12 protein-coding genes are annotated in these 14,321 nt (G+C 36.6%); 10 read left to right on the top strand and 2 right to left on the bottom strand.

Going from position 1 to position 14,321, the window contains the following annotated elements:
• Nucleotides 1-106: 106 nt before the first annotated feature.
• Nucleotides 107-1,699: a peptide chain release factor 3 gene (locus SJY37_RS10405; RefSeq protein WP_298325510.1), complete on the top strand. Its 1,593-nt coding sequence runs from the start codon at nt 107-109 to the stop codon at nt 1,697-1,699.
• A 272-nt stretch (nt 1,700-1,971) separates the two neighbouring features.
• Here SJY37_RS10405 and SJY37_RS10400 read toward each other — a convergent pair whose 3' ends face one another.
• Nucleotides 1,972-3,246, bottom strand: coding sequence for a DUF2851 family protein (locus SJY37_RS10400; protein WP_298325513.1), 1,275 nt, complete (start codon nt 3,244-3,246; stop codon nt 1,972-1,974).
• Nucleotides 3,247-3,388: 142 nt separating this feature from the next.
• On the bottom strand, nt 3,389-4,753 hold the full coding sequence (locus SJY37_RS10395) for a pyridoxal-phosphate dependent enzyme (RefSeq protein WP_298325516.1): 1,365 nt from the start codon (nt 4,751-4,753) through the stop codon (nt 3,389-3,391).
• Nucleotides 4,754-5,044: 291 nt separating this feature from the next.
• On the opposite strand from SJY37_RS10395, the gene SJY37_RS10390 reads away from it, so the two are divergent.
• The 9 genes from SJY37_RS10390 to SJY37_RS10350 all read left to right on the top strand — a co-directional run bounded on the left by SJY37_RS10390 (nt 5,045) and on the right by SJY37_RS10350 (nt 14,050).
• Nucleotides 5,045-6,244 carry an alanine dehydrogenase gene (locus tag SJY37_RS10390; RefSeq protein WP_013749615.1) on the top strand — a complete coding sequence of 400 codons (1,200 nt, stop codon included), beginning with the start codon at nt 5,045-5,047 and terminating at the stop codon, nt 6,242-6,244.
• A 7-nt stretch (nt 6,245-6,251) separates the two neighbouring features.
• Nucleotides 6,252-6,632, top strand: a complete 381-nt coding sequence (locus SJY37_RS10385) for a hypothetical protein (RefSeq protein WP_298325520.1) — start codon at nt 6,252-6,254, stop codon at nt 6,630-6,632.
• Nucleotides 6,633-7,346: 714 nt separating this feature from the next.
• On the top strand, nt 7,347-8,462 hold the full coding sequence (locus SJY37_RS10380; RefSeq protein ID WP_298325522.1) for a hypothetical protein: 1,116 nt from the start codon (nt 7,347-7,349) through the stop codon (nt 8,460-8,462).
• 59 nt (nt 8,463-8,521) lie between these two features.
• Nucleotides 8,522-9,010: a hypothetical protein gene (locus SJY37_RS10375; RefSeq protein WP_298325525.1), complete on the top strand. Its 489-nt coding sequence runs from the start codon at nt 8,522-8,524 to the stop codon at nt 9,008-9,010.
• A gap of 696 nt (nt 9,011-9,706) precedes the next feature.
• A complete protein-coding gene (locus tag SJY37_RS10370) occupies nt 9,707-10,336 on the top strand; it encodes a CPCC family cysteine-rich protein (protein WP_298325528.1) in 630 nt (209 codons plus the stop codon).
• A gap of 627 nt (nt 10,337-10,963) precedes the next feature.
• The gene (locus tag SJY37_RS10365) at nt 10,964-11,434 is read left to right on the top strand and encodes a hypothetical protein (RefSeq protein ID WP_298325530.1); all 471 of its coding nucleotides are present in this window, start codon (nt 10,964-10,966) and stop codon (nt 11,432-11,434) included.
• A 702-nt stretch (nt 11,435-12,136) separates the two neighbouring features.
• Nucleotides 12,137-13,003: a hypothetical protein gene (locus tag SJY37_RS10360; RefSeq protein ID WP_298325533.1), complete on the top strand. Its 867-nt coding sequence runs from the start codon at nt 12,137-12,139 to the stop codon at nt 13,001-13,003.
• A 221-nt stretch (nt 13,004-13,224) separates the two neighbouring features.
• Nucleotides 13,225-13,752 (top strand): hypothetical protein, encoded by a 528-nt coding sequence (locus SJY37_RS10355; RefSeq protein WP_298325536.1) that lies wholly within the window; start codon nt 13,225-13,227, stop codon nt 13,750-13,752.
• A 4-nt stretch (nt 13,753-13,756) separates the two neighbouring features.
• The gene (locus SJY37_RS10350; protein WP_298325539.1) at nt 13,757-14,050 is read left to right on the top strand and encodes a hypothetical protein; all 294 of its coding nucleotides are present in this window, start codon (nt 13,757-13,759) and stop codon (nt 14,048-14,050) included.
• Nucleotides 14,051-14,321: the final 271 nt, after the last annotated feature.

Below are 14,321 nucleotides of genomic sequence, written 5' to 3'. Positions count from 1 at the left end.
ACCGACCTAAACACAGCCAAAATACCCCTTAAAGTAGCTTTCAAATATACTTCTTTTTCTTTAACACTATATAGTATCTTTACATTCTAAAATATTAGTGAATTCTATGAGTTTTAAAAAAGAAATAGCCCGTCGCCGAACGTTTGGAATTGTATCTCACCCAGATGCAGGAAAGACAACACTTACTGAAAAATTACTCCTTTTTGGAGGAGCAATTCAAGAAGCTGGGGCTGTAAAATCTAATAAAATTAAAAAAGGAGCAACAAGTGACTTTATGGAAATAGAACGTCAGCGTGGTATTTCTGTAGCCACTTCTGTTCTTGCTTTTGAATATAATGGCATTAAAATAAACATCCTTGATACTCCTGGTCACAAGGATTTTGCCGAAGATACGTTTAGAACATTAACTGCTGTAGATAGTGTTATCGTGGTAGTAGATGTTGCAAAAGGCGTGGAGCCACAGACAGAAAAACTCGTGGAAGTATGTAGAATGCGCAACATCCCAATGATTGTTTTTGTAAACAAACTGGATCGTGAGGGTAAAGACGCTTTTGAATTACTAGATGAAATTGAAGAAAAATTACACCTATCTGTTACTCCTTTAAGTTTCCCTATTGGTATGGGATATGACTTTAAAGGAATTTACAACCTTTGGGAGAAAAATGTTAACCTCTTTAGTGGAGATAGTAGAAAAAATATCGAGGAAACTATCAAAATCTCAAACCTTCAAGATGAAGTACTTGATAAGCTCGTAGGCCCTAAAGCTGCCGATAATCTTAGAGAAGAGATAGAGCTAGTACAAGGAGTGTATCCAGCTTTTAATCAGCAGGATTATCTTGATGGAAAGCAACAACCTGTATTTTTTGGTTCTGCCTTAAATAATTTTGGAGTAAGAGAATTACTAGATTGTTTTGTAAAAATTGCTCCACCACCACGACCAAAAAAGAGTGAAGAACGACTAGTACAACCTGACGAAAAAGACTTTTCTGGTTTTGTATTTAAGATTCACGCGAACATGGATCCTAAGCACAGAGACAGGCTTGCATTTATAAAAATAGTCTCTGGTGTTTTTGAGCGTAACAAGCCATATTTACACGTAAGACACAAGAAAAACCTTAAGTTTTCTAGTCCTAACGCATTTTTTGCAGAGCGCAAGGAGATTGTAGATATCTCATATCCAGGTGATATTGTGGGACTACACGATACAGGTAACTTTAAAATAGGCGATACACTTACTTCTGGTGAGGAGCTGCATTATAAAGGTATACCTGCGTTCTCTCCTGAGCACTTTAGATACATCAATAATGCAGACCCGATGAAATCTAAACAGCTTGCAAAAGGTATTGACCAACTTATGGACGAAGGTGTAGCTCAATTATTCACGCTAGAACTTAACGGTCGTAAAGTAATAGGTACTGTAGGAGCATTACAATATGAAGTAATACAATACCGTCTTGAACATGAATATGGGGCTAAGTGTACCTACGAACCTTTGAGTGTATCAAAAGCTTGCTGGGTAGACCCAGAAGATCCAAAAAGCGAAGAGTTCAAAGAATTCTTACGAGTAAAGCAACGTTTTATGGCAAAAGACAAAAGAGGCCAACTCGTTTTTCTAGCAGATTCTCCTTTTACATTACAGATGACGCAACAGAAGTATCCATCTGTAAAAATGCACTATGTAAGTGAATTTAAAGACTAAGGGTTTTAAAACTGGATTTTTAGCAAAAACTAATTTAAAGACGTTTAAAAGCATTTTGCAACAAAAGACAGCTAGTTGCATCACAAATTTTAAATAACAGCTTAAAATAAGCTTATTTTAAGCCAATATTAATTAGCTAAATCTATTAGAAATAACTTTTGCATAGACATTTCAAATACTCATAATCTCTAGCAGAGTATAGTTATTTTAAAAAAAGGTGTGTTCATTTTAATGAGCACACCTTTTTAGGTTTCTTAAACGAAATTTACATCTTAATGCTTAATTAAATAATTACCAACGGCACATGACAGGCATTTATTGAGATCACAGTAGTTGGCTTTTAATTCTAATAACGCTTGGGTTTCTTGAGCATTCTTTGCTCGATCTCTTATGCTGTTATATTTATTGATAATACTATTACTTTCGGGTTTGATGGCGTGCATCATAGACAGCAGCACCTCACTCTCATCTTTCCCTAGGTATTGATTATAAGAAAACCGTAATGGTATAATTGCATTTATGATGATAATATCTATAAATGAAGACGATAGCTTCTTAGCACGTTTTTTCTGGTCTTTCCCAAAAGAATAGTGTGTATCCCAAAACTGAGAAGCTTTAACATCAAGCAGGGCGTATAACTCAGCAACAGTAGATGTAGACATCAGTTTTTGGAACAAATTCAGGTGTTTATGATAGAGCTGCGCCACTTGTGACAGTCGTATTGTTGGAAAATTATCTGGCCTTAGTTTATAAAATTGTACCGGCAATAAACCATCGCTAACTATCTGAGATTTATGAGAAATAAACTCAAACTCTCCTTGTAATTGCATCGGGTATGAGTCTATGGTGTTTTCTGGTAATAACCCGCCCATGCCTAATAATAATGCTTCTAGCCTAAAGGGTTCTTGAGCGCATTTACGCACGATAGAAAAGTCAAGTTTTTCGGCGATGGATTGAAAGGCATTTGCATTTACCTTAGTGCCAAAACTGCGCATGAGCAACACAAAAAGTGCCGCTTCCCAGTCACCATCTACCTTGTTAAGAATAGGTGTGATGTGCTCCGTTTTTCGCGTTAAGCGTTCAAAATAGAGACGTTCCAGCCAGTTGCTTTGTATCATCTCTGGCACCTCTCTTATGCTATTCTCACAATTAATCCATTGTTGTGACTGATTATTAAAGAGCTCCTTATAATTATGCAATGATTTTTCGGCAACTAGATCTTTGAGTACTAAGGTTGGGATGGCAGTGTTGTCTTTTCTGTAAATCTCTACATCATGCTCCCACACTACATGGAGAATCACATTGTCATAAGCAGCATCTACCTCATGATTATGCGCATACCAATCTGAAGATTTTAAGTGTATTTCTACGTTTCCAGCCCACTTTTGATCACCTATTATAAGTGTAGTATTAAAAAAGTCTGGACCGGCGAGATGATTATGTTGTCCTACGTTGATTAATGTAATGGGTAATCCTGTGGTTGTTTCTGCTTTCGCGAAAGCGTACTTCTTAAATTTCCATAAGTAATGTAAAAAGTCTTCTTGCATAAGAGCTTATTTCTCAAAGCTAAAATACATCTTTCTGATTACTAACAAAATACGCTGCTTACAAATAAGAATAACATTACAATAGCGCACAAAAAAAACGCGAGACTACGTCCCGCGTTTTTTTCTAAAAAGTACTATTTAATTACATCGCATTAATAATATCATGCTTTGTAATAATATGATGTTTACCCTCTCCTAGATCTACTAAGACGGCATTATTCTCTTTTGAGATAAGTTTTGACACCTCTGCTACGGTAGCATTTTTCTGCACAATAGGATATGCTGCTCCCATTACATCCTTGATAGGTAAATCTGCCACATCGTTATTCTCCATATATGCTCTAAAAAGGTCTCCCTCATCTACAGAACCTACAATACCTGTCACATCTTCTACAGGGATTTGTGAGATTTTATAATCACGCATGCGCTCTATCGCGTGTGATACAAGCTCCTCTGTCTTTACAGTCACAAGTGGTTTATCTATATGATTCTGGATCAAATCGCTTGCTACTTTATATTCTTGGTCTAAGAAACCGCGCTCACGCATCCAGTCGTCATTAAACATCTTACCTACGTAACGGCTTCCATGATCGTGGAAGAGTACTACAACGACATCATCTGGACCAAATTTTCCTTCCTCATTAAGCTGTAACAACCCTTTGATAGCAGATCCAGCCGAATTCCCTAAGAACATCCCTTCCTCTTTGGCAAGGCGTCTTGTGTATACTGCAGCATCCTTATCTGTCACCTTTGTAAAACCATCGATGATGCTAAAGTTTACATTAAGTGGTAATATATCTTCCCCAATTCCCTCTGTGATATACGGGTAAATCTCATTCTCGTCAAAAATACCTGTCTCCTTATATTTTTTAAATACAGATCCATACGTATCAATTCCCCATACTTTTACATTTGGGTTTTTCATTTTAAGATAGCTTCCTACCCCAGAGATGGTACCTCCTGTTCCTACACCTACCACAAAGTGCGTTACCTTTCCATCTGTTTGATCCCAGATTTCTGGTCCTGTGCTATTAAAGTGTGCCTTACAGTTAGAAGGATTATCATACTGGTTTACATACCAGCTATTTGGTGTTTCTTCGGCAAGTCTTTTTGATGTAGAGTAATAAGATCTTGGATCATCTGGCTCTACATTTGTAGGACATACTACCACCTCACTACCTACGGCACGCAAGATATCCATCTTCTCTTTAGACTGCTTGTCTGATATTACACAGATCATTTTATACCCTTTAATAATAGCAGCAAGGGCAAGACCCATTCCCGTATTACCAGAAGTACCTTCTATAATAGTCCCTCCAGGTTTAAGAATCCCTGCAGCCTCTGCATCTTCTACCATCTGTAACGCCATACGGTCTTTTACAGAATTTCCAGGATTAAAAGTTTCATATTTTGCTAGCACAAGACAAGGAAGGTCTTTTACAAGTGCGTTCATTTTTACCATAGGAGTGTCTCCTATCGTTCCTAATATATTTTCAGCGTATTTCATAATCTTCTTTAGTGGGTGCAAAGATACTTTTTACAAGACAGATGCGAGAATGCCTTTACAGATTATTGGCAATGTGGTTTTTTACGCTTTCGCGAAAGCTGTCTCCCATTTACTTTAAGAAGCATAACTATGTTATTATTTATTTACTATTAAAACATGGAAGCATAGACAATTATAATACAACAGCATATTCCTTCAATACTGCAATTCACGCTACAGCTGCGTCTTGATTTATATCTAGTCTATATTTTAAATTATTCCTTACTTTTGGGTAATCGCATACAAACACACATGGAAACCAATAGCTCACCTTTTACTAGAGAAATGTTGCTTCCTCAAGAGGAATGTCTTGAGGTCGAAAAGAAACGAGGAGAGCTCTTTATTGGGATTCCGCGAGAGACACACTTTCAAGAACGCAGGGTGTGCTTAACGCCCGATGCTGTGGGAGCGCTTACGGCAAATGGACACCGCGTGATGGTGGAGTCTAAAGCTGGAAAAGGAGCTCGCTACACAGATAAGGACTACTCAGAAAACGGTGCAGAAATTACCCAAGACACTGCCAAAGTGTTTTCTTGCCCTATGATTCTTAAGGTAGAACCACCTTCTCTAGAAGAAATAGAGATGATGAACCCACAAACGGTGCTTATCTCTGCCTTACAGATCAAAACCCAGAAGAAACAATATTTTGAAAAACTTGCTAGCAAGCGTATCACTGCACTCGCTTTTGAGTTTATAAAAGACGAGGACGGCACGTATCCTGCCGTGCGCACACTCTCTGAAATTGCAGGTACCGCAGCCGTACAAATGGCGGCAGAAATTATGTCTAGCCCAGAAACGGGCACAGGTATGCTGCTAGGTAACATAAGCGGCGTGCCACCAGCAGAAATTGTGATTATAGGAGCAGGCACCGTAGGCGAGTTTGCCGCGCGATCTGCCATAGGCCTAGGAGCAAATGTGAAGATTTTTGATAACTCAATCACAAAACTACGCTGCATACAGACTAATGTAGGTAGACCATTATATACCTCTACCCTACAGCCTAAGAATCTTGTAAAAGCCCTCAAGCGTTGTGACGTGGTCATAGGTGCTGTGCGAGGTGCAAATCGCGCACCGGTCATTGTGAGCGAGCGCATGGTAGAAGGGATGAAAAATGGTGCTGTCATTATAGATGTAAGTATCGATATGGGAGGTTGTTTTGAAACCTCAGAAGTTACTACGCATGATAAGCCTACGTATAAAAAACACGGCGTAACGCACTATTGTGTGCCTAATATTCCTGCAAGATTTGCCCGTACGGCATCTGTATCTCTCAGTAATATTTTTACCCCTTACCTACTTGACATTGCAGAGGAAGGTGGTATAGAAAATAAGCTACGCTACGACCGCGGATTAAAAAATGGATTGTATTTTTACCACGGTATTTTAACCAAAAAATCGGTAGCAGATTGGTTTGACCTTTCTTACCGAGACATCAACCTTTTGATCTTCTAGCAACGCAATGCACATTCTTAAACGTATAGGATATTACCTCGGTGGCTTTTCCATTGGGCTTATTTTACTTGCTTTCTTTTTTAGCGGTAAAAAAACCAGCTGTGCTTACTTTCCACAAGAGCGTGTACTTAAAAACCTGCGTGTAAAACCTTATAATCTCACCCCAGAAGCAACACAGTCACTTGCTAGTATGCAACTAGATACGGTCACTATAAACCGTTTATTAAAACTAGGGGATGTAGATTTTGGAGAGAGTGTACCTCGCCGCGAGCCATGTGGTTATTTTGTAATCACAGGACAAGACGAAGCAGGAAACGATCTCATGATGGAACTAGATAACTGTAAAGAAGCAGTGAGCATCAAGTCCCTTACCAAAATAACCAATTAGTTTCTTCATTACGCTTTCGCGAAAATGTGATATCACACGACCAAGTCTCGTGGTAGATTATTACGACTTGTAACAAGTATTCAAATAGCCGTTTACAAACGTGTACAATTGAAAAACATGCGTTTATACGCTGAAAATCGAGATTGCTAGGATTAAGTAAAAACATTCGTTTATACACCTAGTATGGGTATGATATATGACTAATATGTAATAACTTGCGTTTATACAAACGTGGCGGCTGATTGCCAAAGGACATGTTTTTCATCTCAAGATAAGCCACATCCAAGGCAGTAGCATACTTGAAAATTCCCGCCATCGTATGGCTCCACTTCAAAATCAGAATACATCTAAAGTCGTTGAAATATCGAAGAGTTGGGTATAGATCAAGTTAGAGTAAATCCGCTAGGATTTTAAAGCTCCCACCCTACCAATCAGCCGCCACAGGCCACTACTCAAAAATGCCTAGGGCTTGCATCTAAATTATAGAAAGCTCGAGACGTGGTTGCAACCAGCCACAACTATTACATAACGCGAATACGACATTTTTGAAAGCTCTATGCGCGGCGCACAACTCCAAAATTCATTGTATATTTAGTCCAAACAAACCAGACCATAAATTAAAGCAAATCAGCAAAATGCCGCACTCGCTTTATGCAGTGGCCTGTTGCCCACAATACGAAAAAATCAATACTAACCAATAAAAACTAATCAATTATGGACAGAAAAGACTTTATTAAAAATACCGCTTTAGGATTGGGAAGTTTATCTTTAATTTCAAGTTTATCTTCTTGTAAAGAAGAAGAATCTAATAATGAAAATAAAGTAAGCGAAAAATCATCAAAAATTATTGAAGCAACTTCCATTGCCTTACCTCTTAAAGTTGCAGAACTTTTTAGTTCAAGAAATCATAGACTGCATCACTCTTTATGGCACGGATTAAGAGACTTTTGGAATAGACCTGATAAAGTTTCAGAATTGGCTAAAGAAGAGATTACAAAATTAAGTTGGAATCCACCTCGTCCTGCTCTAGAATGGCATAGAGGTGGTTGGACACCATTGACTTTAAATGGTTCAGGTATTGATTTTTTGTTTATGCATAGAGAAATGATTCTTGAATTTGATAATGCAATGCAAAAAGAAGGAGAGGATTCAGATATTGGATGGATTTTAATTCCTGAACCAGGTTTATATCCTGAATTTGAAGTTCCGCCAGTTTGGGAATTACCAGAAGAACTAAAATGGCTTCAGAGACGATTTGCCTCGGTTAAAACAGATGATTTTTATTGGTCGAGAATAAGATGGTGGGATAGACAATTTCACGACCACGGTTATTTAAGAACTTTAACTCTTGGGCAATTAGGTTCGTTAATTGAAACATCTGTACATAATGATATGCATATGCGATGGGCAAGTCAACCATACGACCCAATAACAGGAGATGCAACACCAATGGGAAGAGGTGAAACTGATATTGATTCAAAATGGGATTCAGTAAAATATGACTTTATAGGAGAAACATATTCTTCACAAGTACATCCAATTTTCTGGAGATTACATAAGTGGGTTGATAATATTATCGATGAATGGTATAAAGCACACGAAACAAATCATAAAGGAGAAATACAGAAGATTAAAATTAACGGAATTACTTGGTACAAATCTACCAAATGGGTTGAGATTGATAATCCTTGGTCTGCACCTTCGCCACACGCACACCACGATATAAAAACTATGGAAAAAGTATCGGAAATATTATTCCCGAAGAAACAAGGGATTTTAAAAGGAGGAGAAAGAGCACTTGATAAAACAAAACCTATGACTTGGTTCTAATCGAAAAATGAAAGGCTCAAGAAATGTATTAAAAATTAATAAACACACATTTACCAATTATGAAGAACATTTATATAATACTGTTACTTTTCGGAACTTTTAGCTGTAACACCGAGAAAGATAAAGTTGATAATAATTTTATTTCTGGAGAATGGGTATATCGTAGTATGCATAATATTGCAGATGAAAAAATTCCATTTTGTGAACAAGATTCTACGGATTGCAAGAATAATCTTGAATTTGCAACTGCGATTATGCGATTAAATTCAAAAAACGGAATTATTAATGGAGAATTAGATATGGGACAATGGGGAAAATTAAAAATGACGGGTAAATTTAATTCCTCAACAAATTTTGAGTTATCTGGTAATGGAATTCCTAATACTTCAACACAAGGTTGGGTTTATGACTATAATGGCTATACAATACCTGATTGGCAATATGGTATAAACCAAAAAGATGCATTAGTTGGAAGTGTAATACGTTCAACAGACCACGGAACTTCGCTTAAAGGTAAAGTAGCTAGCTTTTATATGGTGAAAAAATAAATTAAAAAAGTTGCTTAATATAAGTACTGTGGGCAACAATGTATATAAAACACAGCTATTACAGGCTTTCCGAGAGGTTTGTGTGTATTTGCAAAGTCCGCCAAATTTTTAAATTTAGCTTTTTGAGAAATGTAAGAAAAAAAGGAAAATTTAAAAATTCGGCTCGTGCATAATCCGAAAAGTTAGCGTCTTTTTACACGCTACGTTTCATATACGGAGACGTGGACGGCTGATTGCCAAAGGACATGTTTTTCGTCTCAAGATAAGCCACGTCCAAGGCAGTTGTATACTTGCAAATTCCCGCCGTCGTATGGCTCCGCTTCAAAATCAAAACACCTCAAAAGCCATTGAAATATCGAAGAGTTGGGTATAGATCGAGATAGAGTAAATCCGCTTGGATTTTAAAGCTCCCGCCCTACCAATCAGCCGTCCACAGGCCACTGCTCAAAAACGTCTTTATTTGTACATCATAATTACAGAAAGATCGAAACGTTGTTGCAACCAGCCACAACTGCAGCATAAAGCGAATGAGACATTTTTGAAAGCTCTATGCGCGGCGCACAACTCCAAAATTCATTGTATATTTAGATCAAACAAACAAGACCACAAACTAAAGCAAATCAGCAAAGCTTGTACTGAGCCTGTCGAAGTATGCCGCACTCGCTTTATGCAGTGGCCGTTAGGTTTCATTAAAAAATGGATAGAAAAGAAGTCCTCGAAAAATATATAACTACAGTAATCGCTAATTACTCTGAAGATGAAAGAGAGGAAGCATTAACTTCGTTACTTTTAGGAAACTGGTCTGATACGAACGGATGGACAGCTTTATCTCGAGAAATTCAGAAAGAATTCGAAAGTGAAGAATTATTACTCCATTTTAGTGACCAAAAATATGATGGAATACTTAGATTCAAATTAAGAGATGACTTTAAGGGAATAATCAATGAGTATTTATCAAAACAGACTGGGATTGAAATAACAACTGGAACTCCTGACGATTTAGAATCTTGCCCTTGCTGTGGATTTAAAACTTTGGAGAAAAGAAATGACTTTGATATCTGTATGGTTTGTTGGTGGGAAGATGATGGTTCAGACAACAATGTTGTTGATAAATATGGCATTGGACCAAATGAAGTAGCTGATTTAACTGTAGCTAGATTCAATTATTTAGAATTTGGAATTTATAATCCTGAAAGAAATGACCTTAAGGAGTTATGTGATGACCCCAAGAAATTTAAACAAGGACGAATATTCAAACTGAATGATAAAGATCAACTGATTGAATTGAATACAAACTGGATCGGAGAGAGAAAAACGAAAACCTAACACTATATATAGCAAATTGGGCGATTAGTGTTTAAACGAAAGGGCCTTGTCTATTTGCAAAGTCGCCAAATCTTTTGATTTGGTATTAAATGAGAAAAATTAAAACAAAATAAAAAGATTTGGCTTGTGGCTAAACCGAGAATAATCGCTTATTTTCTGCCCAACTTGCCATATATTTAACGTGGACGGCTGATTGCCAAAGGACATGTTTTTCATCTCAAAATAAGCCACATCCAAGGCAGTTGCATACTTGCAAATTTCCGCCATCGTATGGCTCCGCTTCAAAATCAAAACACCTCAAAAGTCGTTGAAATATCGAAGAGTTGAGTATAGATCAAATTAGAGTACATCCGCTAGAATTTTAAAGCTCCCACCCTACCAATCAGCCGTCCACAGGCCACTACTCAAAAATGCCTAGGGCTTGCATCTAAATTATAGAAAGCTCGAGACGTGGTTGCAACCAGCCACAACTATTACATAACGCGAATACGACATTTTTGAAAGCTCTATGCGCGGCGCACAACTTCAAAATTCATTGTATATTTAGTCCAAACAAACTAGACCATAAATTAAAGCAAATCAGCAAAATGCCGCACTCGCTTTATGCAGTGGCCTGTTAGCAATAATATGAAAAAACAAATATTCCTTATTCTAATCCTATTTTCGTTGAAGTCCCTTAGCCAGGAATATAAAGAAGTAAATTTCTCTGAACTAACTTTTGAACCCAACGCTGACACAACTTTCGTACTTACAAAACAAAATGATGAACTGCTTTCGGGAAAATATAAGATGCTTGATGGTAAACGTAAAAATGTGTTTACATTAGTCAATTTTGAAGATGGAATAGTAATAGGAACATCTGAATTTTATGAAGATGAAATTCTGATTGGAACTACAGAGTTCAAGGATGGAATGCAAAATGGATACGCAGTTTTTAAAAAAAAGTCGGGAGATATAATTTGGAAGATTCATAATGTGAATGGAAAAAAACACGGTAAATGTTGGTTTATGGATGAAGGAGATTTATACTTTGTTTATGACAAAAAAGTAAGTAAAGAAGAATATGACGAGTATGAATTGAAAAATAATCGTGAATAAATACTATTGCTAACAACGTATACAAACAATGCGAGAGCAGTTGCTAAATTAAAAATGAAGGCACTTTTTTACGCCGCCGAATTTTTGCAAATCCGACTTATTACAGAAAAAATTAATAATCGGAATTTGTAAAAATCGGCTCGTGCTCAACCGAATGGCTAATGCCATTCTCCCTCGCACTGTTCGTATACAAGAACGTGGACGGCTGATTGCCAAAGGACATGTTTTTCATCTCAAGATAAGCCACATCCCAGGCAGTAGCATACTTGCAAATTCCCGCCATCGTATGGCTCCGCTTCAAAATCAGAATACCTCAAAAGTCGTTGAAATATCGAAGAGTTGGGTATAGATCGCGTTATAGCAAATCCGCTAGGATTTTAAAGCTCTTGGTGTCTCTCTATTGATATCGGTTATGAGGTGGCTAGGCCGTTCTTTGATGCCTTCCTCTCGCTATGCTCGTCGGAGGCAGGGCTCAAAAACGTCTTTATTTGTACATCATAATTACAGAAAGCTCAAAACGTTGTTGCAACCAGCCACAACTATTACATAACGCGAATGTTGTGCCTTCCTCTCGCTGTGCTCGTCGGAGGCAAGTTTGAAAGCTCTATGCACGGCGACAGAACCACAAATAACTGTATATTTAGACAATCAATTAATAAACATATAAATACAGGCTATCCAGCAAAATGCCGCACTCGCTTTATGCAGTGGCCTGTTGCCACACATTTAATGAGACATTGTAAATACACGATAATTTTGACAATTTTAAGCGGATTTTTTGGCTGTAACAACCCGAATAAAGATTTTGTGTTTGACGAATTTAAAACCCAAATTGAAAAAGAAGGAATGAAAATCGACTCGATCGACGAAACGGACTTGATTTATATTTTAAAAGGAGAAGTAACTTTAGAGGTTAGTTTAGACAACCTAAGAAAAAATTACGAACGAGATAAAGACAAAACTCATATTTCTGATTTAGTAAAAACTTTGGTTGACTATTCAATTGATGTTCCAACTAATTGGAATGATGCAAAAGAAAATATTTTTATTTCTCTCTATCCAAATGATTTTGATTTTAAAGACTTCGTCAATGCTAAAGTTACAGACAAAACCAATAAAATTTATCTTCATAGTGAAAATGATAGGTTTACTTGGATTTCTATAGTTGACCTTGAGAAATGGAATATTACCGAATCTGATTTGGAAAATCAAGCTCTAAAAAATGCTGACCGAATATTGGAGGAATCAGAAATAAAGTTTGACACTATAGAAAACAGAAAACTTGGAATGCTTGAATCAGAATATACCAATTTAAAAAGTGCTCTTTTATTAGCACCCACAATGAAAGAAAAGGTTAAAGCTGATTTTGGTTATCCGTTTTATGCTGTTATTCCTGTCCGAGATTTTTGCTATTTATTTTCGGAAGAAGATTTTAAGTTTTTCTCTAAAAGAATTGGACCTGTTGTCGTCGACGAATTCAAAAAATCTGGGTATCCAATAACAACAGAAATACTAAAATTCTCTGATGACGGAATTAATCAATTTGGATTCTATAAAGTAATTGAATAAAAAACGTGTGGCAACAACGTGTATAAAACATAGCTAGTAAGAGCTAAACTCAAAGGTTAGTGCTTATTTGCGAAGACCGCCAAATTTTTAAATTTGGCTTTTAAACAAAAAAATAAAAACAAAACATAAAAATTCGGCTATGTGTTAATCCGAAAAATTAGCGTCTTTTTACATGCTACGTTTCATACACAAGACCGTTGGCTACCATTTGAGAAAATATATTGGAAAAGAATGAATACATAGAGTTTGAAATGAACAATGAAGACAAGTTTAATGATTTGACTAAACTACTTGACCTCATTTCAACATCTAAAAAAAGTGGTGACTATAAATCTGACAAATATTGGTTTGATAAATTTCCAGATTATGCACTGAAACATTATTATTTTGCTGACTCTGACTTAAAACCCAAATTTGAGACGAGTAATGCGGACGCAGGAACTTGGAATTTTTATTCAATGACAGAACATCTTGTTGAAAATATTGATATCGAGTTTTTGGAATGTAAAAACAACGGAAATGGAAAAGCAAGACTTGAATTCTATGCTTGCGGATATCCTTATGGCGGAATTACAGGTTTAACTATGTTTCTAAAATCATTTGACTTTAAAGCAACTGAAATAGATGAGGGCGGAGGCGTTTATAAGGTGCAATGGACATCCGAAACCGAATTTAAATTGACCGAAATTAAAGATACTTTAACTAAATCTTCGCTATTGAGTAAGATCAAAAAGTTCTTTAACTCTTAAAATTATGAATAGTTTATATGGATTAATATTTGATGAAATCTCTAAACAATCTCTTGCCAAAAAATTCAAACAAATTGGTTGGGATATTAGAAAAAGTGGATTCTACAGCTATGAAATAACATCAGAATGGGCCGAACTAAATATTGACGGAGAAAATGAAATACTTCTAAACGGAGAAGTTGACTTAGAGCACTTTGATGAATTAGAAAAGTTAATCATCTCCTTTAATTTAAAATATTCACTTGAATTATATGATAACGAAAATGAATTAATAAAAACGGTTGCCAACAATGTATAAGAAAACATAGGGATTTAGTGCTTAATCGAAAGATCTGTGTTTATTTGCAAGTCGCCAAATATAAAATTTGGCGTTTAAGAGAAAAAAGATAAAAGCAAAATATTTATATTTGGCTTAGTACCAATCCGAAACGTATCGCTTATCACCTGCCCTACGTTTCTTATACGAGACGTGGACGGATGATTGCGAAAGGACATGTTTTTCATCTCAAGTTAAGTCACATCCAAGGCAGTAGCATACTTGCAAATTCCCGCCATCGTATGGTTCCACT

Origin of the sequence: Dokdonia sp. R78006 (assembly GCF_042466145.1) — a bacterium.
Lineage (GTDB): Bacteria > Bacteroidota > Bacteroidia > Flavobacteriales > Flavobacteriaceae > Dokdonia.
This window is presented reverse-complemented; position numbering and strand designations above follow the sequence as displayed.

Bases quoted from the DNA above. Each gene is read 5' to 3' on its own strand.
- SJY37_RS10400 (WP_298325513.1), bottom strand. From the start codon at position 3,246: ATGCAAGAAGACTTTTTACATTACTTATGGAAATTTAAGAAGTACGCT.
- SJY37_RS10365 (WP_298325530.1), top strand. From the start codon at position 10,964: ATGAAAAAACAAATATTCCTTATTCTAATCCTATTTTCGTTGAAGTCC.
- SJY37_RS10350 (WP_298325539.1), top strand. From the start codon at position 13,757: ATGAATAGTTTATATGGATTAATATTTGATGAAATCTCTAAACAATCT.
- SJY37_RS10370 (WP_298325528.1), top strand. From the start codon at position 9,707: ATGGATAGAAAAGAAGTCCTCGAAAAATATATAACTACAGTAATCGCT.
- SJY37_RS10360 (WP_298325533.1), top strand. From the start codon at position 12,137: ATGCAGTGGCCTGTTGCCACACATTTAATGAGACATTGTAAATACACG.
- SJY37_RS10405 (WP_298325510.1), top strand. From the start codon at position 107: ATGAGTTTTAAAAAAGAAATAGCCCGTCGCCGAACGTTTGGAATTGTA.
- SJY37_RS10375 (WP_298325525.1), top strand. From the start codon at position 8,522: ATGAAGAACATTTATATAATACTGTTACTTTTCGGAACTTTTAGCTGT.
- SJY37_RS10380 (WP_298325522.1), top strand. From the start codon at position 7,347: ATGGACAGAAAAGACTTTATTAAAAATACCGCTTTAGGATTGGGAAGT.
- SJY37_RS10385 (WP_298325520.1), top strand. From the start codon at position 6,252: ATGCACATTCTTAAACGTATAGGATATTACCTCGGTGGCTTTTCCATT.
- SJY37_RS10390 (WP_013749615.1), top strand. From the start codon at position 5,045: ATGGAAACCAATAGCTCACCTTTTACTAGAGAAATGTTGCTTCCTCAA.
- SJY37_RS10395 (WP_298325516.1), bottom strand. From the start codon at position 4,753: ATGAAATACGCTGAAAATATATTAGGAACGATAGGAGACACTCCTATG.